The following is a 22,231-nucleotide window of genomic DNA, read 5'->3' as shown; positions in this document are numbered from 1 at the left end:
ACCCGCCGCCGGACGACACACCCGAATTCGCCGGTCAACCGCGCGCCCGTCCCTGCCGTCGGTCTGGCTGTGACGCAACAAGTCCGGCCGATCCGGTCCGTCACGCTCGACATTCCTGCGCTAGCAGGGTTCCACCGAGGACACCTGGAAGGCCACGCGCTCTTCCAGGTCGATCAGCGGACCACGCGTGACGAGCAGGAGCTGGTTGCCATGGTCTGCGTCGGCGTACAGGCACCAGTTCCGGTCGTCTCTGTTCCACACCGAAAACACGTGGTCATTGAGACCGCCGGCGACCCCGCCCAGGTCGCCGATACCTTGATCGAGCGAGTAGTGGCTGCCGCCACCTCCTTTATCGTGGAAGATGCAGAAATTGCCGTCGTCGCACGGTGGCTGCGCTCCCGCCGGCGCGGCGAACGTGATTCCTCCCCCGGTGGCGAGTACAGCGGCCACGGTGGTGATGATCCTCTTCATCTGTCGAACTCCTGTCATGTAGTTCGGTTTCGGTTGCGAGGCGCCCCGTCCCAAGCATCGCGCAATCAGATAGTGGGATATAGGACGAACTTGACCTCGCGCCGAGGAACCCTGGTGGTGTCGGTGCTCACGGAATTCCCCCGGCGAGCTGGCTTCCGCTCATGTAATTCCTCAGGTGGCCGCTCACGTAATTCCCCACTCCTGGTGAGTGCGTGGCGGCTGGTGCGGTCCTCGCATGAAGTTGGCTGCTTCCATCGGTTCGAGCGGTGGGAGCTTGGTTTGACGAGGAGAACGTTCAGCGTGGTCGATGTGACCGAGATCTTGATCCACTGGCATGCGCGCAATCAAACTGGACGGCCTCTTGTTTGCGGTTCTTTCCGCAATAGTGCGAGGACGTGATCGCGAGGTCGATGAACAGCCAGCCAACTTTTGTTGTCGGGTGACGTTTCGCGAGTAGCTCTCCTGCACAATCTGATTCGAATTGAAATCTCAGGGGGAGGAGGTGTGGCTGTGGAACTCGAGGCCATCATCGGCATTGTCGGTCTGGTTCTCGCCCTTCTCGGTGTCATCGTCCCGGTGTGCGCTGCCGTGTGGGAGTTCGGCATCGCCGGACGCAAGCGGTTGGGGTATCGCGTCCAGATGGACACCCCGCTGACAGGTGAGGTGCAGTCCGGGCATGCGCAAGTGTTCGAGAATCTCACCTTGCCTGCGGGCACCGATCTGGCCGACGTGTCGATCGTGCTGTTGCGCGTCCACAACCACGGTGTCACCGATATCGTCGGGTCCGATTATCTGGTCAACGACGACAATCCGACCGGTGTGCGGGTGCGCCTTCCCGGTCGTAGGGTGCTCGGCGTCGCGGTCACCGAACTGCGAGGCACGCTGGGCCTGAACCTCGAACAGCAGCGCAACGGAGACCCGCGCATTCGGATGTTCGACGACGAGGCGGCAGGCGCGGGAATCATCGATCTGCCGAGGGTGCCGCTGAAACGTCGCGGCCACTACAAGATTCTGGCCGTCCTGCGGCGCTGGGATTCCGGCGGCTCCCGCTTCCACCGGTATGTGTCCGCACCCGCGGAGGTTCACACGGCCATCGAGGGTGGCACCGTGACCGAGACCGAGGCACCCACCGAATGGTCCAAGCGTGTGCTGACCTTGATCGCGTTCTTGGTGGTGGTCATCGTGGGTCTCGGTGTCACTACCACCGTGACCATCCTCCAGAGCCCGGATTCGGCTCCGCTGGACTGCGCGTCCGGCAATCTGACTCTCACCGGATCGACGGCATTTTCGGCGGTCATGAAGGACGCCGCGGAGTCGTACCGCAAGACCTGTCCGGGAGCGCAATTCGCTTTCGATTTCGACAGCAGCGATTCCGGATTGCAGAAGTTGAACGAGACCGGGAAGCGGGAGCAGCGGAGTCCCGCCATGGTGGCGATCACCGACGGAGTCAAGCCGGACAAGTATCCGGAATTGCTGGCCCAGCCCATCGCGCTCGCTCTGTTCACGCTCGTCGTCAACAAGAAGGCGGGAGTGTCCGACCTCTCGCCGAAGCAGATTCAGGAACTCTACGACGGAAAGATCGCAAACTGGAAGGAGATAGGCGGCACGGACGTGCCGGTGCGACTGGTCGGCCGCTATCCGGACTCGGGCACCCGGCAGGCATTTCAGCAGCGGATTCTGGAGCATTGGGAGTCCGGTCCCAACTCCCGCGATTGCGAAACGATCGAAAACGGCACGACCGGAACGCCGCACTGCTTCCAGTCCTCCACCGAAGCCATGTTGAGTACGGTCGCGAGAATCGACGGTGCGATCGGTTACAGCGAATTCGGTTCGGCGTCGAAGAACAACGATGTGGTGCTCGTGCACATCGACGGCCACAAGGCGACGCGGGACGACGCGGTCCATCGTGCCTACCCGTTCTGGGGCACCGAGTACGCCTACACCTATCAGGAACCGAAAGCGGATTCCCTGGTCGCGAGCTTCCTGCGCTACCTGGCCAAAGAGGTCGGCAAGGACATCATCCGCTCACACGGCAACCTTGCGTGCGCCGACCTGGAGAATCCGGTGCTCTGCCAGCCGCCGTCGTGAACGCCACGCTTTTCAAGAATCGTCGCTCCATCTTCCGCGCCGAAAACGATCCGACAGTGCGTGCCGTGAAGATCGGCATCCCCTGTCACCGAGCGAGTGGCAACGGCCCCGCGAACCTGAACCATGAGGTAAAGAAACGCGCTATGAACCCACTTTCGTGGCGAATTCGCTGCCGAATGGGTGCTCTAACAGCAGATACAGACCGGTGAAGGTGAAACCGACCATGGTCAGCATCAGGGCCAGCTGACCGGTGAGCCGATGCGCCCGCGGCAGCAACCGCAGGCAGCGGTCGTGCGCGGCGGCGACACCGAGGATGTGGCCGACGACCACGGCCAGCACCTTGATCGTCCCCAACGCCGCGGGGTGGGCGGACAGGACATAGGCGACATCGCGGTCGGCGAGCCCGGCGAGATTCCATCCTCGCCCGAACGGATCCGCGAACAAGATCACCGTCGCTTGTCCTTTCTCCACGAGAAACGTCAGATAGTGGGCCACCAGGTAGCCGGCGACGATCGGTGTCAGGCTGTGTGCGAGGCGAGCCGGTAGCAGCCGCCGCTGCGCTTCGTCCAGGCCGCCGGTCGCCCGGGCGGCGGTCCGGAACGCGACGCCGACGACAACGATGAACCCGAGCAGTCCCGCCGTGTTCAGCACGACCGGCAGGACATCGGATCCGCCGCTGCCCGCATCGGCCAGCAGTCCGCGCCACGAAGGAAATGTGGTGAAGCTGTCGAACGCCGTCGAGCCGAGCAGGGTGGCGGCCACGGCCACCCCACCGATCCGCGCCGGAGTGCCCGCCAGGTTGTCCAGCGGCGAACGCAGCACGCGTTCACCGGTGGCGCGGCGTCCGAACGGGCTCAATCTGCCCAGCAGGCTGCTGTACACCTCGAGCGGATCGGCGCGCTCGGCCCACACGGTGCCGTAGATGATCAGGCCGATCGTGGTCACGACGAGGTATGCCGCCAGCCAGGTGGTCACAGCCGCCACCGAACCCGGGTCCGGGTAGGCCAATTCGAGCCACACGAAGGAGAACAGACCGAGCACCGCGGGCCACTGCCCCCAGGAACCGGGATACCGGATCAGCCCGTGCCCGGGCGGGCGGCGCCACGCCAGGCAGATGGCGCGGTGCAGTGCGCGCGCCGGGGACAGCACCTTCCAGACGGGTCCGGCGACCAGCGAGGCGACCATGACCCCGACCCACAGGAAGATGTAGACGACACCGGGAACGGGATTGTCGGCCGAATCGGAGGCACCGAGCAGACCGATCGCGAGCACCCCGGCGGCAGCGGCCACGCTCACCACCGAGATCGCGACCCGAACCATCCTGGAGTCCACGACCGTTCCGATGATCGCGGGGAGCGCGACACCCGGTGATCGCGGCTCCAGACGCGGCTCGCGCCAGGCGAAAGCCAGCAGCGCGAAGGAGAACGTCAAGGCCCATGCGGCCCCGATGAGGGCATACGACAGCGGGATCGGCAGATCGGCGGCTCCGCCGATGCCGTGGGCCAGAACCGTCATCCGCGCACGAGCAGCGTCGCCACTGTGCGGCGCGCGTGGTGCAGTTCGATCTCCACCCGCCCCGGCACGTCCACGGTGAAGCGGAATCGCTGTCCGGTGCCCGGGGTGACCGCGAAGGTGTGCTCGGGCGTGGCATGGACGTGCAGTTCGTCGTCGGTGTCGCTGTCGACCACGATCTCGATCGGTCGTCCCACCCGAGTCTCCAGGCGGACGTCGGCCGGGCTCACCGATCCCTCGGCGATCCGCACGGCGACTACGAGACTGTCCGGGTCTTCGGCCACCGCGGTCGTCGAGGTGGTGGTGGCCGGATCGGTCGAGGCGCAGCCTGCCACGAGCAGACCGCCGAGCAGGACGAGCGCGACCCGACGCCGCACCGATGCCATCACTCCTCCTTCTCCACGCCGTGCTCGGACGGCGAACCGGGCGCGCGATCGCGCTCCTCCGCACGACGATCACGCAGCGCGACGAACACGACGACGGCGACCACCAGAAAGGCGGGCAGGAAAGCGGGGATGGCCAGCAGGATCGAATGATCGGCCAGGACGTCCACGCCGTCGTAGCCCTGGGTCATCGGGAAACCACCGGCTCCGCGGCCGGTCGGCTCGCGTGTGGATACCGGTCGTTGATTCGTGCCGCGCCCCAGGACAACGCCCAGACCAGGACGAGGCTGCACAGCAGCACGACCAGCGACGCCGCGGTGAACAACCAGGACGGGAAATCGAACGAGCGCTCTCGCTGCAGCACGGTGATCTCGGCGATGAACGGCCGGGTGAACGAGTCGAGGGCGGGGACCTCTTCCACGCCGATGCCCGGGTCGGCGGCCATGAAGATCGGCGCCGCGGTCAGCACCCGGCCGTCCTGCAGCCGTAGCACGGTCTTCCACGTCCCATGTGCCGGAACAGGTTTGGTGGACACGTAGTGGCCGGAGCCCACTCGCTGAAGCTGATCCACGACCAGACCGCGACCGGGACTGTCCGCGCCGATCCCGCCTTGCCAGGCAAGGATCTGCATCCATTCCGGGTCGGAGCCGACGAGATCGGCGGGTGTGACGCGAACGTCCGCGAGCACCATGCGTCCGCCCGCGTCCGATGCGGCGTCCCGGAGGGTGACCGTGGCCTCGGCCCGCTCCGGGACGTCGGTGAGCAGGCCATTGGCGGTCGCGGCTGCCACGATCACGACCGCGGCGACCATCAACCCGCGTCGCACCGGCGGACGCGGCAGCGCTTCACCGCGCAATGCCATGGCCAGCAGCGCACCGACGACACCGCCCACGACGCCGGTGGGCACTGCCATCGCCAGCAGTTCCGGCCACATCGCGGCCGGCCACGAATTGACGAACATCGCACGGACCCAGAGGGATTCCAGCCACAGTCCGACCGTCGCGATGCCGAGTCCGCACGCGGCGCCCCACCAGATCGGTCGCCGGGTGAGCGGCAGCAGCGCGAGCAGTTCCACCACGACCGCGCAGCCGAGATAGAGCGGGAAGACGTTGCGTGGCGCGTCGATGATCGGCCCGCCGACCAGCACGGCGACCACGGTGCGGACCAGGGCGGCGAAGCCGACGACGACCAGCGTGCTGAACGGCCCGAGGCTCACGCGGGCGGCGACGAGGGAGATGGCGGCCGCGGCCACGATGAGCATCGGTTGCAGGACGAGCCGGAACTGCTGCACGCCGAAGTCGAATTCCACCTGGAACACCGACAGGCCGATGAGCAGGCCGCCGAAGGCGAAGGACCGCAGCAGCCACATCAGCCGTCCGTCGGCGCGGTCGGGTTCGGGCTTGCTGTGCCTGCCCTCGAACTCGAGCAGCAGCACACCGACCAGTGACAAACCGGCGCCGCCGATGAGCATCAGATGCGTCGGCCCCCACAGCGTGACGTCCTGACCGAACAGCCGGTGCCAGATGTCGTCGAGGGGAAAGCCGATCAGCGCGTAGAGACCGGCGCCCGCTATGAGGATGCCGCCGACGGGCGCGTACCAGGTGCGGGTGATCCGTACCGCCGCGGCGCCGGGCTTTTCGTCCAGCGGAAGCACGATCGCCGACATCCCGGCGGTGAACAGGAAGAACAACCCCGCCAAGATGAAGTAGTGCGCCGGATTCGCCAGCGGCCCGTCGTCGCGCCCGTTGCCCACGTGCAGGCTGACGTCCCAGATGAAGCCCAACAGGGCGGTCAGAATGGTCGCGAGGAACATGGCGAGCGGGAGGGCGACCCAGCCGGGTCGATTGAACAGCCGCCCCAGACGGTCGGCCACACGCTGCAGCCATGTGATTCGCCGGGTGCGATGCAGGTAACCGATCCACAGCAGCACGATGGCGACCACCCCGGCAGCGCCGGTCATGGCCGCTACCTGGTCCAGCGCCGCTCCGCCGCCCTCGGTGCCCGGCGCGGCGAACCATCCGATCTGATCATGCGCGACTGCGCGCACGGGAGACCTCCATCACACGAAGCGGATATATGTTACGAACGGTATCATAAAAATTGACGACAGTGGGAGGTTGAGGCCGAAATCGCCCCACTGATTCCGTTCACCCGACGATCGGTAGATCGCGTTCCTCGTCCAGCCTGGTCAGTGTGCGTTGCATGATCCCGGTGACGTGCCGGTAGGCCCGCTCCAGGTCGAGCTCCGGACCCAGCGCTTCGCGCAGGTCGATCGGGTCCAGGAACTCGACGGTGATCTTGCTGGGCAAGGGCACGTGCCCAGCGAGATCACCGATGTCCAGTCCCCACGGCAGGGCGATCGAGATCGGGAACACTTTCAGCCGCAGCATGCGGTCCAGCCGCAGCAGGCGCGCGATCCGATCCCCGCGGGTGAGCACCAGCTCACTCTGTTGCGCACCGATATTGACCACCGGCACGATCGGCACCCGCTCGTTCCAGGCCAAGCGGAGGAAGCCGGTGCGACCGGCGAAGTCGATGCGGTCCTCCTCCCAGCTGGGGCGGTGGACCTCCCAGTCACCGCCGGGATAGACCAGCACCACCGCACCGTCGCGCAGCGCCTGCTCGGCGTTGCCCGGGTCGGCGTTCACCGTGCCGAAGCGGCGCAGTAACGACCCGATCACCGGGTAGGCCATCAGCATGTCGTGGGCCAGCTGGAAAAAGGGCCGGTGCGGGCCGAAACGGCGGACGAATGCCAGCGTGGTGACCAGCACCTCCGGCGATACGTTGCCGCCGGAGTGGTTGGCCACCAGCAGTACCGGCCCCTTCTCGGGAACCCGTTCCAGGCCGCGTACCTCCGCCCGGAAATAGAGGCGGACGAACAGCCAGCCGAGGCCCACGGTGTCGGCGATGAACTCCGGGTCGCGGTCGCCGGGGTCAGCCGTGGGTATCCGGGCCTTTACCTGCTGGGCGACCCAGTTCGTCGCTCGGTCGACCGTTCCCGTCGCCAGTCGAAAGACATCCATGGGCCACGGGCTTCGGCTAGGCGCCGGTCGAGAGCAGCTGGTCGAAGAATCCTCGGTAACCGCGCAACGCCTGCCGGAGGCCTTCGGTGTCGGACGTGTCGCCGAGCCGGGCGTCCAGTGCGCGTTTGCGCTCCTGGTAGGTCGCGACCAGCTGGTCGATGGTGCCGCCGAGCAGTTCGTCGGCGCGGTCTACGGCGGCCCTCGGGTTGTCGACGAAGGTGACCTGAACCTCCCGCCACTGCGTGCGCAGGCGATCGAGATCGGCTTCGGGGATCAAGGGCGCGAGCTGGTCGCTTGCCGCCGGAGCGGTCGCCGTTGCGTCGGAGCCATGGGCGGAGTCCTGCGGAGCGCCCTGCGTCGGAGCGCCCACGCTGCTGCGCTCGGCGTTGCCGGCGAACTCCGCGCGTTCGGTGCCGGTCGCGGACTGCCCTGCTGGGGTGGTCTCGCGCACCGCCCCCGAGTCATCGGCCACCCGAGCGGGCGAGTCCGGTTCGAAAGCACCGCCGCCCGTCGGCCGGCGCTCGGAGTCGTCGATCGGGTTCACGGCCTGTCCGGTGTCGCGCTGGACCCCTTCGGTTTCGCCGACCGGCCCGGCGTGGGCTTCCTGCCGACGGTCCGCCGTCTCGCCGTACTGTTCGGACCCGGCGGGCTCCCCCGCCCTGGCCGAATCCTCTTCCGCCCTGGTACGCGGCCGCCGCTCGGATTCGGTGCTCATGATTTCACGCCCTTCTTCTCCTGGTCGGCCACGCCGAGCAGGTCCTTGAAAAGTTCCCGATAATGCACGACAGCCGTGCGCCGGTCCTCGGTGGACACCTCGGCACCCGCCGGTCGCGTCGCGATCTCGTGCGCGGCGCGATAGTGGCCCAGCGGCTCGGCGTGCTCCACGGACAGATCGGCGAGCTGCTGCTCGTAATTCTCCGTGGGGTAGCCGCGCTCGGCCATGATCGTGGTGACGAGGCGGTCGGCCTCGGTCAGCGCACCGGCCGGGTCATCGATGAATCGCTCCTGCACCTCGACCCAACGCGTGGTGTAGACCCGCTTCTCGTCCTCCGACAGGTCACGTAGTCGCAGCTGTGCGTGCCTGCGCTCGCGTTCGGCGAGCTCTTGTTCCGCCGTCTTGCGGTCCTCGAGTTCCCGCACCGTCCGGTCGTACTCGGGGCCGAATCTGCGGCGTAGTCGCTGCCTGCGCACCATCGGCCAGACCAGGAACGCCAGAAGGGCCGCGACGACAATGACGATGACGGCGATGATCACCCATACTCCAGCCGACATCTTGACCTCCTTGCCGAGCTTGTTCGCAGGGGTAATGCCTCTTCTGGGTGGTTCCAAACCCTCGATCTCCGATGCGTTCGGCGTGCTCGGCCCTGCTGCCGTGCGGGCGGCCCGCGATACAGCCGACGGATGTATGACCTTTCGCCGGAACGGGTTTCGGCTGGGCGAGCCTCCTTCGCTCCTGTTCCCTACCGACCGGCTCAGCGCACCAGCGCAGGCCGCTTGCTGTCGAAACGCCAGCCCGGCACGAGGTACTGCATGGTCGCGGCGTCGTCGCGATCGCCCAAGCCCTCCCGGTGGTAGAGCTCGTTGGCGGCGGCGACCCGCTCCTCGTCGAGCTCGACGCCGAGGCCGGGGCGCGACGGCAGGGTGAGCCTGCCGTCGGCGATGCGGTAGGGGTCGCGGGTCACGCGCTGGCCGTCCTGCCAGATCCAATGGGTGTCGATGGCGGTGATGGCGCCGGGAGCGGCCGCGGCGACGTGGGTGAACATGGCCAGGGAGACGTCGAAGTGGTTGTTGGAGTGCGAGCCCCAGGTCAGGCCCCACGCGTCGCACAGCTGGGCGACGCGGACCGAGCCCGCCATGGTCCAGAAGTGCGGATCGGCGAGGGGAATGTCGACGGCGCCCGCCCGAACGGTGTGGCCGAGTTCGCGCCAGTCGGTGGCGATCATGTTGGTGGCGGTGGGCAGGCCGGTTGCCCGCTTGAACTCCGCCATCACCTCACGACCGGAGTAGGACCCCTCCGGGCCCACCGGGTCCTCGGCGTAGGCGAGCACGTCGGTCAGCTCGCGGCACAGTTCCACGGCCTCGCGCAGCAGCCATCCGCCGTTGGGGTCCAGGGTGATGCGCGCGTCCGGGAATTCCTCGGCGAGCGCCCGGACCGCGGCGGCCTCGTCCCGCCCGGCCAGCACGCCGCCCTTGAGCTTGAAGTCCCGGAAGCCGTAGCGCTCCCGCGCGGCGCGGGCCAGCGCGACCACCGCGTCCGGTGTGAGCGCGGCCTCGTGCCGCAGCTGCAGCCAGGTGTCGGCGGCGGCGTGCTCGTCCGCACCGGATCGATACGGCAGGTCGGTGCGGGTGCGGTCGCCGACGAAGAACAGGTAGCCGAGCACCGGCACCGCGGTTCGCTGCACGCCGTCGCCGAGCAGTGCGGCCACCGGCACCTCGAGGTGCTGCCCCAGTAGGTCCAGCAGCGCGGATTCCACCGCGGTGACGGCATGCACGGTGACCCGCAGGTCGAAGGTCTGGCTGCCCCGCCCGCCCGCGTCGCGGGCGGCGAAAGTGCGGCGGATGTCATCGAGCACGGCGTGGTATTCGCCGACCGAGCGGCCGAGCACCAATTCCCTGGCGTCGGTGAGGGTGGCGCGGATTCGTTCGCCACCGGGCACCTCCCCCACCCCGGTACGGCCCTCGGAATCGGTGAGGATCACCAGGTTCCGCGTGAAGTAGGGAGCGTGCGCGCCGCTCAGGTTGAGCAGCATGCTGTCGTGGCCCGCGATCGGCACGACGCGCATGCCGGTGACGCGAGGGGTGCGAGGCGAGGATGTCATGACCGGTTCTCCAGGGTGGTGACGGCGTGGATGTTCGGTGCGGCGGCTGACGCGCGATCGGCGGCATGGTCGGGGCGATGGGCGCGGAACCCGGAGTCGGTGGAGCCGGAGCGCGCTTCACGACGCACCAGTAGCACCGACGCGGCGGCGAGCACCGAGGCCGCGGCCAGCGCGTACAGCCCCCAGGTCACCTCACCGGTGGCCGATTTCACCAGCCCGAAGCCGTACGGTGCGACGAAGCCGCCGAGGTTGCCGATGGAGTTGATGATGGCGATGGCGGGCGCCAGGACGAGCGGATGCAGGCCCGACTGCGGAATGGACCAGAACAGCGGGCTGGCGCTCTTGAAGCCCATGGCGGCGATGCACAGGAACACCAGGGCAAGCCACGGCGAGGCGATGGCGGCCAGGTAGGTGCCCACTGCCGCGGTGAGCAGCGCGATGATCAGCAGCGGCCGCCGGTTGCCGGTGCGGTCACCGATCCTGGCCGAGACGTACATGGCGACCACGGCACAGATCCAGGGCAGGGAGGCGAGCAGGCCGACGGTGATGTCGTTCACGCCGTCGATGCGGCGGATGATCGAGGGCAGCCAGAAGGTGTTGGCGTAGATCGAAAGCTGGATCGCGAAATAGATCCAGCAGAAGAGCAGCAGCTTCGGATCGGCGAGCATGCGCCAGCGCGACGCTTTGTGCGCGACACCCGAATTGACGGCCTTGTCGATCTCTTCTTCGGCAATGGTGCCACTGAGCGCTTTTCGTTCCCCTGGCGTCAGCCATTTCGCGTCTTCGATCCGGGAATCCAGAAAGAAGAAGGCGACGCAGCCGACGATCACCGAGACCATTCCCTCGATGCCGAACATCCATTGCCAGCCGTGCAGGCCGCCGCCGCCGTCGAGCGAGAGCAGCGGGCCCGACAGCGGCCCGGAGATCGCCGCGGCGATCGACGACCCGGCGACGAACAGCGCGGTTGCGCGTCCGCGGTGGCTGTTGGGCAGCCACTTGGCCAGGTAGAAGATCACCGCGGGGAAGAAGCCCGCCTCGGCGGCGCCGAGTAGGAAGCGCAGGACGTAGAACATCGTCGCGTTCTGCACGAACATCATCGCCGCGGAGATGAGGCCCCAGCTGATCATGATCCGGGTGAGCCAGATGCGGGCGCCGAACTTCTCCATCATCACGTTGCTCGGCAATTCGAACAGCGCGTAAGCGATGAAGAACACACCGGCGCCGAACCCGTACGCGGCGGCGCCGATACCGACATCCGCCTCCAGATATTCACGGGCGTAACCGATATTCGATCGGTTGATCTGGTTGCAGATCAACATGACGATGAACAGCGGGACGACGCGTCGAAAGAATTTCGATACGGCCGTATCCAGTTCCGCCGTCGGCTGCCGAGTGAACGACATCGTCCACTCCTTTCGGTCGAACCACCACCGCGCTGCGCGGTGCTGTGGGAAGAGATCCTCGGGGCGAGTGACTCGCCTCACAGCACCGAACTTAGAGAGCGGGCACGATTCCCGTCCAACACCAATTACGGATGAATCGATACAGGAAAGGTATCGAAGAGACTTTCCTCCCCCGCGTCCAGCCCCGGGAGCAGCCGCGCCAGCGCCGGGTTCTCGTTGTCCTGCCGCCAGACCAGATCGAGTTCCACCACCTGCGCGACCTGCGCCAGCGGCCGATACCGGACGTTGTCGAAACGCATGCCCGCCGCCGATTCGGGCACCAGCGCCGCACCCCAGCCCAGGTTGACCAGGGCCAGGATGCTGTGCACCTGGGTCATGTATTGGGTTACCACCGGCACCACCGACGCGGCGTGCAGCACGCTGGTCACCAATTCGTGGAAGTAGCGCGCCTCGACCGGCGCGTGCATGACCATTTCGGCGCCGTGCAGTGCCGCGACCGGCAGCGGGTCGGCCGAGACGGCGAGCGGATGATCACCGGGCAACGCGGCGATCAAGCCTTCTCGCACGAAGGTGCGGGCGGTCAGATCCGGCCGGGTGATCGGGGGGCGCACCATGCCCAGATCCAGCGAGCCGTCCGAAAGCGCCTCGACTTGGTCCATGGTCACCAGTTCGCGCAGTTCCACGTCCACGTCCGGCAGCAGCGAGCGTGCGGTGGCCAGCACCAGCGGCAGGCCGGAGTGCACGCTGGCGCCGGTGAAACCCACCCGCAGCACACCGCCGGTACCGGCCGAGACCCGGCGCACCGCCAGCGTCGCGCGCTCGGCCTGCTGGAGCAGGCGACGAGCGTCCACCAGGAATGCCTGACCGGCCCGGGTGAGCCGGACGGTGCGGTTGGAGCGATCGAACAGTTCCGCGCCCACTTCCTTCTCCAGCAGCTGGATCTGCCTGCTCAGCGGCGGCTGCGTCATCCGAAGTCGTTCCGCGGCACGCCCGAAGTGCAGTTCCTCGGCGACGGCCACGAAATGGGTGAGCTGCACGAAGGTGAACATTCGATACCGACCTTGTATTGATAGATATGTAAACAGTGTTGGACGTGAATCATAAGTCGTTCCTAGGGTGGGCTCAGCCCGGCCCATCGAACAGGAGCGACCACCATGACCACTGCCGCACCGCAGGACATCGCCCGGAAGCTCGGCTCCGGTCTGCTGTCCTTCCCGGTCACCCATCTGCGTGCCGACGGCTCGTTCGACGAGGCCGCCTACCGGGAGAACATCGCCTGGCTCGGCGGCTACGACGCGTCCGGTCTCTTCGCCGCGGGCGGCACCGGCGAGTTCTTCTCGCTGACCCCCGCCGAGGTGGAGCAGGTGGTGACCGCGGCGGTAGCCGAGGCGCCGGAGGGTCTGCCGGTGATCGCGCCGGCCGGTTACGGCACGTCCACCGCGGTGGAGATGGCGCGGGCCGCGGAACGGGCGGGTGCGCACGGAATCCTGCTCTTGCCGCCCTATCTCACCGAGGCCAGCCAGGAGGGGCTGGTCGCCCATGTCCGGCAGGTGTGCGCGGCCACGGACCTCGGCGTGATCATCTATTCGCGGGCCAATGCCGCCTACACCGAGACCGCCGTCGCCGAACTCGCCGACCGGTGCCCGAACCTGATCGGGTTCAAGGACGGCATCGGCAACATCGAGCAGATGACCCGGATCTACGCCGCACTCGGCGACCGGCTGACCTACGTGGGCGGGCTGCCCACCGCGGAGATGTTCGCCCTGCCCTACCTGGCCCTCGGCGTCACCACCTACTCCTCGGCGATCTACAACTTCGTCCCGGAGTTCGCGCTCGCCTTCTATCGGGCGCTGCGCCGCGGCGACACCGCGTTCGTCCGCACCGCGCTGAACGACTTCGTGATCCCCTACTGCGACCTGCGCAACCGGAAGCCGGGCTACGCGGTGAGCATCATCAAGGCAGGTATGAAAGTGATCGGACGCCCGGCCGGACCGGTCCGTAGCCCGCTGACCGACCTCGACGAAGTCGAACTCGCCGAGCTGGCCGATCTCGTGAAGAAAGTGAGCTGATGACCGCCTCTCAGATCGACGCAGCGCACCTGACCGGCGCCAACCTGGTGGGCGCCGCGGACGTCCCTGGCGTCGACGCGCCGTTCCACGCGACGAATCCGGCGACCGGTGCCGAACTCGCTCCGGTGTATCGCGAAGCCGACGCCGCGACGGTGGCCCGTGCCGCAGAGCTGGCCGCTGCCGCCTTCGAGCCTTATCGACGCACCAGCTTCGAGCAGCGTGCCGCGTTCTTGGACAGCATCGCCCGGCAGATCGAGGCGCTGGGCGATGCCCTGGTCGACCGGGTGATCGCCGAGACCGGTCTGCCCGAGGCCCGGGTGCGCGGCGAGATCGCGCGAACCACCGGCCAGCTGCGGCTTTTCGCGGGCGTGGTGCGTGAGGGGAGCTGGACCGGCGCCCGATGGGACCGGCCCGACCCGGCACGCAGCCCGCTGCCGAAGCCCGATCTGCGGCAACGCCGAATCCCGCTCGGCCCGGTCGCGGTGTTCGCGGCGAGCAACTTCCCCCTCGCGTTCTCGGTGGCCGGCGGCGACACCGCGTCCGCGCTGGCCGCAGGCTCGCCGGTGGTGGTGAAGGCGCACCCCGCCCATCCGGGCACCGCCGAACTGGTCGGCCGTGCGGTGCGCGCGGCCGTGCGCGAGCACGACCTGCCCGAGGGCACCTTCTCCCTGATCCACGGCGGCGTCGACACCGGCTCGGCGCTGGTGCGCGACCCGCATATCCGGGCCGTCGGCTTCACCGGCTCGCGGCGAGGCGGGCTCGCGCTCGTCGCGGCCGCCGCGGCGCGGCCGGTGCCCATTCCGGTCTTCGCCGAAATGTCCAGTGTCAACCCGGTTTTCGTGCTGCCCGGCGCGTTGGCCGAGCGCGGCGAACAGCTCGGCGCCGAATTCGTCGCCTCGCTCACCACCGGCGTCGGGCAGTTGTGCACCAGTCCCGGCCTGGTCTTCCTGGCCGACGGGCCCGGCGCCGACGATTTCGTCGAATCGGCGAGCGCGCAGATCGCCGTCGCGCCCGGTGCGCCGATGCTCAACCCGGGCATCGCGGCGGCGTTCGCCGCGGGAGCGCGACGGCTGACCGCTACCGATGCGGTGCGAACAGTCGCGACCGGCACCGCGGCCGGGGCCGCCTGCACCGGTGTGCCACAACTGTTCGTCACCACCGGTGAGCGGTTCCTGGCCGACCGGGAACTCCAGGAGGAAGTGTTCGGGCCCGCCTCGATCATCGTCCGGGTAGCCGGCGCGGAGCAGTTCGCCACCCTCGTCGACGAGCTCGAGGGCCAGCTCACCGCCACGGTGCACGCCGCGCCCGCGGATCGCGCACTCGCCCGGACCCTGCTCGGCAAACTCGAACTGATCGCGGGCCGGGTGCTCTTCGACGGCTGGCCCACCGGAGTGGAGGTCGGGCACGCGGTGGTCCACGGAGGCCCGTTCCCCGCGACGAGCGCTCCCTCGACCACCTCCGTAGGCAGCCGCGCCATCGAGCGATTCCTCCGCCCGGTGGCCTACCAGAACGTCCCCGACGATCTACTGGCCGACGAGATCCGCGCGGACAACCCGCTCGGCATCTGGCGGCGCGTGGACGGGGCCATCACGCGGGACTGAGATCCAGTCCCGCGCGGGTACGACGCCGCACGCCTGGCTGAGTGGCCGGGCGTGCGGTGACCTGCCACTCCACAGGAGGGCACGGTGCGTCCGGATCGCGGAGCGCTCGACGGCGGGCGCGGCGCGATCGGCTCCTAGCTCACGCCCATGCCTGTTGCAGCGGCGGGATGAGCTTCGCCCAGAATTCGCGGCGTATCGCGTCCCACAGCCGCGTCAGCTCCGGAAGAAGCTCTCGTGCCTGCGCGAGATCGGGGTAGTTGTCCGGACTGAAACAGACCACCGGCGATGCATCGCACGCGTTGTTCACGGCGACGATGGCGATCAAGTGATGGTGGACGAAACGCCACGTCACCCGTACTCCGTCGACTTCCGTTTGCCGCACATCATCCATTGTCGACACCCCGGCGCCGTGCGCTCCGCTCCTGCCGACCACGGGCCTCGGCCCGTATTCCACTGCGGGCCGCTATCTCGGCCGGCGAGCCCGCACGGTCGCGGGCGCGCAGGTGCCCGCTATCACTGCTTTGGTTCTCGAACATGGAGAAATCCTGTTTCGATCGTGCCGCCGGCGCGTCGATGCACCCAAGGAGGCAAGTTCCACGGTCTAGAACCTAAGACATTAGAGTTCATATTTCAAGGGTTCCTGGCTAGGATCGATGCACATCCACCACCGAGGAGTCGCGTTGTCCAAGCAGGAGAGCGCCGGATTGACCGCTCTCGGCGCCGTGCTGTCACCGCTCGAAGGTGGCGGTCCGAAAACCGAGGCCGTGGTGCAGCGATTGTGCGCTGCCATCAGCCTCGGCCTGATGGTCGATGGCCAGCAGTTGCCCAGCGAGACCGACCTCGCCAATCAGTTGGGCGTGTCGACGATGACCTTGCGTGAGGCGCTGGCCGTACTGCGGCAGCGAGGCATCGTGCACACCAAACGCGGCCGCGGTGGTGGCAGCTTCATCCGTGGCGCGGCAGACGTCCTGGAGAGCAGCTCGCTGGCTCGGTTGCAGCAGATGAGCATCCAGGAGTTGCGCGATCTGGGCGACGAACACTTCGCCGTCACGGGAGCGGCTGCCGTTTTCGCCGCGCGACGCGGGGTGCGGGCCGATATAGCCAGGCTGCGGTCCTTGGCCGACCGGTTGAAGGACAGCAGCGAACCCGTTTCGGCACGCCGGGCCGACAGCCGATTCCATATCGAGATGGCGGTCTGCGCACAATCCACCCGACTGACCCGTGCCGAGGTCGCGCTGCAGGCCGAACTTTCCGCGTTGCTCTGGTTACCCCGGCTGAAACTCGACCCGGCGGCCGAAGCCACCGCTCACCGCGACTTGGTGGACGCGATCGAGCGAGAAGACGATGCTAGGGCGAGAGAACTGGCAGAGTCACAAACCGAATCACGAATCCGCCGCCTCGTCGCCCTACGCTTGGAGCTCAGTTGATCGATGAGGAAAACCGATGATTTTCCCACTCCGGTGACCGTCGAGTCGCTCGCTTCCGCCGTCACAGCACTGGCGGACGAGATCTACCGGTCGCTGGGGATCATCGGGGCCGGGCTGACGACACTGTGGGAAGGCTTTGCCGAGAACCCGCGGCACACTCCCCGATCGACCGACTTGGCACCGCTGCGCGAGACCATTGTCGGCGAACTCGAGCAGCGCGGAAATCTGTTCGAAAGCGCAGGTGTAGTGCTGGCTGACGGCGTTCTCGCGGATCGCCCCCGGCATCTGGAGTGGTGGTTCCTGAACACGCAGCGCGGACCGCAACGCCTGTTATTGGAATTGGATCCGCGCAGTGAATACTTCTACGACTACACGCAAATGGAGTGGTTCGCGATCCCGCGCGACCAGGGCCGCCGGTGGGCCCACGGACCGTGCCTCGACTACGCGTGTACTGATCAATACATCTGCACATTCGCGGTACCGGTCACGATCGCATCGGGAACCTTTCTCGGAATAGCTGGTGCCGACGTCCCCGTCGCTTCGATCGAAGAGGTGCTGCTTCCGCGATTCCGGGCGGCGGGTCAGCGGGTGGTACTGGTCAACGGCGAGGGCCGCGTCATCATGGGAACCGATTCCGAGTTCACCACCGGATCCAAGACGAGCCGGATGCATCGACCTGCCGCGGCGGTGCCGGTCGAGGCGACACCGTGGTCTTTGCAGCCGCTGGGATCTCACTGACGATATGCGGTGCGCCCCGATGAATGGGGTCGTGCGTCCCAGACGAGTTCGCCGAATACTCGAGGCCATGAAGGCGATCACCGCGAGCCTCCTCGTGACGGCCACACTCCTCGCTCCGCTGTCGACCGCGTCCGCCGCGCCACTCGAGCAGCAGGCGACCATCGCGGACACCGGGTCGGCCTCGACCGGGTCGGCAACCCAAGCGCTGTGCCTGCTGCTGCGCATGTTGCGCGCCGGGTACGTAGACAGCTCCGGTGGCGGCCCCGCCTGCACATTCCCCTGACGCCGCGGTCGGCAACCGGTATGGGCGCAGCCCGAGGGGACGCTGCGGTCGGAACGCGAATTCGCGGATGCGCCCTTGATGTTGCCGAAACTGCTTGCCATGCTTGTCATTTCGATGCAACGGCTGTCTCGCCCCACGCCGACGTGACGGAGTCGGGCGAGCGGAAGAAGCAGGCCGACCGAGCAGCGCCGGGCAGGCCCGCGCCGCACTGGTGCACCTGGTCGGCGAAAGATGTGAGACACAGCATATTTGGCCCGACGCTGCAGTATGCCGCGCCGTTGGCAGGTCACGGGCTGTGTACTGTCCCGACGGGGGCGGACAGTCTGGACTTCTCGCGGGAGGGCTATCAGTCTGTCTGCGACACCCTCGCGAGCAAGTAGCGATCTCGTGGGCCGGATCGATGATTCGGTTGCCGAGAGCCGGCACCACCTGAAGGAGAAAGCACCGGAAATGAAGATGGACCGCCGTTCTGCGCGTGGAAATCGCCGTCGCCGTTCCGGCGGTCTACTCTTCGGGCAACTGCTCACCGCCGCGGTCGAACCCGCCGCCGACACGGTGGCGATTCGATTCAGTCCGACGGGTGACTCCACCGATGCCGTGGAGCTGACCTATCGGCAGCTCGATGAACAGTCGTCTCGGCTGGCACGGGAGTTGATCGACCGGGGCGTGGGGCCCGGCGACGTTGTGGCCATCGGCATTCGGCGCTCCATCGAGTCGGTGCTGTCGGTGTGGGCGATCGCCAAGACCGGCGCCGCCTACGTGCCGATCGATCCGACCTATCCGCCCGAGCGGATCGCCTACATGGCCTCCGATTCCGGAGCCGCGCTGGGTCTGACCACGTCCGCATACCGCGAAGCGCTCGGCACGTCCATCCCCTGGATAGAACTCGACGATCCGCAGCACCAGGAGCGAATCGGGCGGCGGCCCGCGCACCCGGTGTCGTACACCGATCGGGTGCGGCCACTCACCGAACAGCACCCGGCCTACGTCATCTTCACCTCCGGTTCGACCGGTCGTCCCAAGGGTGTCGTGGTCACGCACGCCGGATTGGGCGCGATGGTGGCGTCCGAACGGGAGCGCTACGACGTCACCGAAGGCTCGCGGGTGATGCACATCTGCTCGCCGAACTTCGACGTGTCGGTGCTGGAACTGCTGCTCGCCTTCGCCACCGGGTCGACTCTCGTGATCGCGCCGCCGACGGTGTTCGGCGGATTCGAACTCGCCGATCTGCTGCGACGCGAACGCGTCACGCACATGCTCATCACACCCGGCGCGCTGGAATCGGTCGATCCCGCGGGTCTGGAGGACCTCCGGGTCGTCATGGTCATCGGGGACAGGTTCGGCCCCCACCTGGTGAACCGCTGGGCCGGTGACGGCCGCGCGATGATCAACGGCTACGGCCCGACCGAAGCCACGGTCATTGCGACCAGCAGCGCGCCGCTGGTGCCGGGTGCGACGATCACCATCGGTAACGCGATACCCGGATTCGGTTTGTTCGTGCTGGATTCACGCTTGCGCCCGGCCCCCGCCGGAGTGGTCGGGGAGCTGTATCTTTCCGGTCCCGCGCTGGCAGCGGGCTATCTGAACCGCCCGGCCCTCACTGCGGCACGCTTCGTGACCAACCCTTTCGGCAGCGAGGCGGGTAATCCGGGATCACGCATGTACCGCACCGGCGACTTGGCGCGCCGACTGAGTTCGGGGGGGATCGAGGTCCTCGGACGTTCCGACTTCCAGGTGAAGGTGCGTGGCTTCCGTGTCGAACTGGGCGAGATCGATGACGCGCTGAGCCGCCATCCGGATGTCGAATTCGCGGTGACGCTGGGCAAGCGGCAACCGAACGGCACGACCATGTTGGTCTCCTATGTCCTTCCCAAGGGGGCCGAGGTGTACGCGGCCGGGATCGAATTCGACACCACCGAACTCTTCGACTTCATCTCCGAGACCTTGCCCGCCTATATGCTGCCCGCGTCCATCATCGTCTTGGATGAGATTCCGTTGACGCCGGTGGGCAAGCTGGATCGTGCGGCGTTGCCGGAGCCGGTGTTCGCCGCGCGGGCGTTTCGTGCGCCGTCGACGCCGGTGGAGGAGATCGTCGCGGAAGTGTTCGCGACGTTGCTGGTGCCCGAGGAGGACGGGCGCGTGGGTGCGGACGACGATTTCTTCGAGCTCGGCGGGAATTCGTTGTTGGCGGCGCAGGCGGCGGCGCGGGTGGGTGCGGCGTTGGGTGTGCGGGTGCCGGTGCAGTTGTTGTTCGAGGCGACCACGGTCGCGGCGCTGGCTGTTCGGGTGGAGCAGCATGCGGGGTCGGCGGCGGGCCGGGCGTTGGTGGCGCAGCCGCGGCCGGAGCGGGTGCCGTTGTCGTACGCGCAGCAGCGGATGTGGTTTTTGAACCGATTCGATCCCGCGAGCGGGGTGAACAATATCCCGGTCGCGGTGCGGTTGTCGGGGCGGTTGGATGTGGCGGCGTTGCGGGCGGCGGTGGGGGATCTGGCCGAGCGGCACGAGGTGCTGCGCACCGTCTACCCGGACCTCGACGGTGAGGGCCGGCAGGTGGTATTGCCGGTAGCGGATCCGCGGGCGGTGCCGGAGGTGGTAGTGGAGCGGGCCCAGGAGTCGGAGGTGCCCGCGCTGGTCGCCGCCGTGGTGGGTGAGGGTTTCGACGTGACGGTGGCGCCGCCGGTGCGGGTGCGGTTGCTCGAAGTGAGCCGAACCGAGCATGTGCTGGTGTGTGTGGTGCATCACATCGCGGGGGATGGTTTTTCGATGGGTCCGTTGACGCGGGATCTGATGAGCGCTTATGTCGACCGGCTGGGTGGTGGCGCACCGGAGTGGGCGGCGTTGGAGGTGCAGTACGCCGATTTCGCGTTGTGGCAGCGGGAGATTTTGGGCCACGAGGACGACCCGGAGTCCGTGCTCGCGCAGCAGATCGCGTTCTGGCGTAGCGGATTGGCGGGGCTTCCCGAGCAGCTGGAGTTGCCGGTGGATCGGCCGCGTCCGGCGGTGGCCTCGCATCACGGTGCCACGCTGGGTTTCGAGATCGATGCCGATGTGCGTGCCGCCTTGAGCCGGGTTGCGCACGAACACAATACGACGTTGTTCATGGTGGTGCACGCGGCGTTGGCGGTGCTGCTGGCGCGGTTGTCGGGCAGCCGGGATATCGCGGTGGGCACTCCGGTCGCCGGGCGCGGCGAGGCGGCGTTGGATGATCTGATCGGCATGTTCGTCAACACGCTGGTGTTGCGCACCGACATCGATCCCGGTGCGCGGTTCGACCAACTGCTGGCTGCGGTGCGTTCGGTGGATGTGGAGGCGTTCGGGCACGCGGATGTGCCGTTCGAGCGGTTGGTGGAGTTGCTGGATCCGCCGCGTTCGCCGGGGCGGCATCCGCTGTTCCAGGTGATGTTGACCTTCCAGAACCTCGCGGCGACGGAGTTGGAGTTGCCGGGGCTGTCGGTGTCGGCGGTGGATCTGGCGGTGCCGTTGGCGAAGTTCGATCTGCAGGTGGCGATCGCGGAAAACATCGACCGCCACGGTGAGGTCGGGGGGTTGTCGGCGGCGTTCACGTATGCCACCGATCTGTTCGATTCCGCGACGGTGCGGGATTTCGCCGACCGGTTCACCCGAATCCTGACCGCGGTCGCCGCGGACGCGTCGGTGGTCGTGGGTGATATCGATGTGCTGGCCCCCGGTGAGCGGGAACTGGTGTTACACGAGTGGTCCACCCCGGGTGCGATCGTGCCGGAAGCGACCCTGGTCGAGGTCATCGCCACCCGAGCACGCACCCGTCCGGACGCGGTCGCGATCCGCTTCGGTGACCGGTCGCTGACGTTCGGTGAGTTGCATCGGCGCGCCAATCAGGTGGCGCGTGCGTTGATCGCCCACGGCGCGGGTCCGGAATCTTTGGTGGCGGTGGCGGTGCCGCGCACCGAGGAGTTGCCGGTCGCGTTGTTGGGTGTGTTGATCGCGGGTGCGGCGTATCTGCCGATCGACACTGCTTATCCGGTGCAGCGGTTGGAGTTCATGCTGGCAGACGCCGCGCCGGTGTGTGTGCTGACCACCGCCGAGGAGCGTGACGCGGTACCGGCGGGTGAGTTGCCGGTGGTGCTGTTGTCGGAGGCGGGAACGTATTCCGCGGCGCCGGTGGGTGATGCGGAGCGGGTGTCACGGTTGCGTCCGGACAATCTGGCGTATGTCATCTACACCTCCGGTTCCACGGGTGTGCCCAAGGGTGTGGGGGTGGCGCACCGCAACGTGGTGGAGTTGTTCGCCAACACCCAGTCGCTGTTCGAGTTCGACGAAACCGACGTGTGGACGCTGTTCCACTCCTTCGCGTTCGACTTCTCGGTGTGGGAGTTGTGGTGCGCGCTGGCCAACGGCGGCACCGTCGTCGTGGTCGACTACCTGACCTCCCGCT

The 22,231-nt window shown here is 67.4% G+C and carries 19 protein-coding genes; 7 read left to right on the top strand and 12 right to left on the bottom strand.

The window, feature by feature from the left end; all coding sequences use genetic code 11:
• Positions 1-120 precede the first annotated feature (120 nt).
• Positions 121-471 carry a peptidase inhibitor family I36 protein gene (locus tag ON19_RS26100; RefSeq protein WP_043698416.1) on the bottom strand — a complete coding sequence of 117 codons (351 nt, stop codon included), beginning with the start codon at positions 469-471 and terminating at the stop codon, positions 121-123.
• Positions 472-975: 504 nt separating this feature from the next.
• Between ON19_RS26100 and ON19_RS26095 the strand changes: the two genes are divergently transcribed.
• Entirely contained in the window at positions 976-2,559 is a 1,584-nt protein-coding gene (locus ON19_RS26095) for a PstS family phosphate ABC transporter substrate-binding protein (RefSeq protein WP_218006479.1), read from the top strand.
• A 141-nt stretch (positions 2,560-2,700) separates the two neighbouring features.
• Here the strand turns inward: ON19_RS26095 and ON19_RS26090 are convergent, their stop codons facing one another.
• From ON19_RS26090 to ON19_RS26045, 10 genes are all read right to left on the bottom strand, one after another.
• Positions 2,701-4,074 (bottom strand): hypothetical protein, encoded by a 1,374-nt coding sequence (locus tag ON19_RS26090; protein ID WP_051169322.1) that lies wholly within the window; start codon positions 4,072-4,074, stop codon positions 2,701-2,703.
• Positions 4,071-4,457 (bottom strand): hypothetical protein, encoded by a 387-nt coding sequence (locus ON19_RS26085; RefSeq protein WP_043698413.1) that lies wholly within the window; start codon positions 4,455-4,457, stop codon positions 4,071-4,073. Before ON19_RS26085 ends, ON19_RS26090 begins: the two co-directional genes overlap by 4 nt.
• Positions 4,457-4,645, bottom strand: coding sequence for a hypothetical protein (locus ON19_RS26080; RefSeq protein ID WP_043698411.1), 189 nt, complete (start codon positions 4,643-4,645; stop codon positions 4,457-4,459). The genes ON19_RS26085 and ON19_RS26080 overlap by 1 nt, the downstream gene beginning before the upstream one ends.
• Positions 4,642-6,414 carry a hypothetical protein gene (locus tag ON19_RS26075; protein ID WP_227955002.1) on the bottom strand — a complete coding sequence of 591 codons (1,773 nt, stop codon included), beginning with the start codon at positions 6,412-6,414 and terminating at the stop codon, positions 4,642-4,644. The genes ON19_RS26080 and ON19_RS26075 overlap by 4 nt, the downstream gene beginning before the upstream one ends.
• A gap of 187 nt (positions 6,415-6,601) precedes the next feature.
• The gene (locus tag ON19_RS26070; protein ID WP_051169320.1) at positions 6,602-7,477 is read right to left on the bottom strand and encodes a 1-acyl-sn-glycerol-3-phosphate acyltransferase; all 876 of its coding nucleotides are present in this window, start codon (positions 7,475-7,477) and stop codon (positions 6,602-6,604) included.
• Between the two features lie 16 nt (positions 7,478-7,493).
• Positions 7,494-8,192 (bottom strand): hypothetical protein, encoded by a 699-nt coding sequence (locus ON19_RS39205; RefSeq protein ID WP_051169319.1) that lies wholly within the window; start codon positions 8,190-8,192, stop codon positions 7,494-7,496.
• A complete protein-coding gene (locus ON19_RS26060; protein WP_043698408.1) occupies positions 8,189-8,749 on the bottom strand; it encodes a hypothetical protein in 561 nt (186 codons plus the stop codon). Before ON19_RS26060 ends, ON19_RS39205 begins: the two co-directional genes overlap by 4 nt.
• A 200-nt stretch (positions 8,750-8,949) precedes the next feature.
• Entirely contained in the window at positions 8,950-10,296 is a 1,347-nt protein-coding gene (gene gudD, locus ON19_RS26055) for a glucarate dehydratase (RefSeq protein WP_043698406.1), read from the bottom strand.
• Positions 10,293-11,699, bottom strand: a complete 1,407-nt coding sequence (locus ON19_RS26050; protein ID WP_051169318.1) for an MFS transporter — start codon at positions 11,697-11,699, stop codon at positions 10,293-10,295. The genes gudD and ON19_RS26050 overlap by 4 nt, the downstream gene beginning before the upstream one ends.
• A 125-nt stretch (positions 11,700-11,824) precedes the next feature.
• Positions 11,825-12,748, bottom strand: a complete 924-nt coding sequence (locus ON19_RS26045; protein WP_043698403.1) for a LysR substrate-binding domain-containing protein — start codon at positions 12,746-12,748, stop codon at positions 11,825-11,827.
• Positions 12,749-12,853: 105 nt separating this feature from the next.
• Here ON19_RS26045 and kdgD point away from each other — a divergent pair, with 105 nt between their 5' ends.
• Positions 12,854-13,768: a 5-dehydro-4-deoxyglucarate dehydratase gene (gene kdgD / locus ON19_RS26040; RefSeq protein ID WP_043698400.1), complete on the top strand. Its 915-nt coding sequence runs from the start codon at positions 12,854-12,856 to the stop codon at positions 13,766-13,768.
• Positions 13,768-15,369, top strand: coding sequence for an aldehyde dehydrogenase (NADP(+)) (locus ON19_RS26035; protein ID WP_043698397.1), 1,602 nt, complete (start codon positions 13,768-13,770; stop codon positions 15,367-15,369). The genes kdgD and ON19_RS26035 overlap by 1 nt, the downstream gene beginning before the upstream one ends.
• A gap of 139 nt (positions 15,370-15,508) precedes the next feature.
• Here ON19_RS26035 and ON19_RS26030 read toward each other — a convergent pair whose 3' ends face one another.
• Positions 15,509-15,751 carry a hypothetical protein gene (locus ON19_RS26030; protein WP_157229847.1) on the bottom strand — a complete coding sequence of 81 codons (243 nt, stop codon included), beginning with the start codon at positions 15,749-15,751 and terminating at the stop codon, positions 15,509-15,511.
• Positions 15,752-16,049: 298 nt separating this feature from the next.
• Between ON19_RS26030 and ON19_RS26025 the strand changes: the two genes are divergently transcribed.
• The 4 genes from ON19_RS26025 to ON19_RS26005 all read left to right on the top strand — a co-directional run.
• Positions 16,050-16,796 carry a FadR/GntR family transcriptional regulator gene (locus ON19_RS26025; protein WP_218006478.1) on the top strand — a complete coding sequence of 249 codons (747 nt, stop codon included), beginning with the start codon at positions 16,050-16,052 and terminating at the stop codon, positions 16,794-16,796.
• Positions 16,797-16,799: 3 nt separating this feature from the next.
• Positions 16,800-17,534 carry a cache domain-containing protein gene (locus ON19_RS26020; protein WP_157229846.1) on the top strand — a complete coding sequence of 245 codons (735 nt, stop codon included), beginning with the start codon at positions 16,800-16,802 and terminating at the stop codon, positions 17,532-17,534.
• 67 nt (positions 17,535-17,601) lie between these two features.
• Positions 17,602-17,817 (top strand): hypothetical protein, encoded by a 216-nt coding sequence (locus ON19_RS26015; RefSeq protein WP_043698390.1) that lies wholly within the window; start codon positions 17,602-17,604, stop codon positions 17,815-17,817.
• Between the two features lie 450 nt (positions 17,818-18,267).
• Positions 18,268-22,231, top strand: a 3,964-nt coding sequence (locus tag ON19_RS26005; protein WP_043698480.1) for a non-ribosomal peptide synthetase, incomplete at its 3' end; no start/stop codon positions are given.

The sequence above is a fragment of the Nocardia abscessus NBRC 100374 genome, assembly GCF_000308455.1.
Classification (GTDB): domain Bacteria; phylum Actinomycetota; class Actinomycetes; order Mycobacteriales; family Mycobacteriaceae; genus Nocardia; species Nocardia abscessus.
Note: the sequence above shows the minus strand (reverse complement) of the source record. Positions and strands in the feature narration are given on the sequence as shown.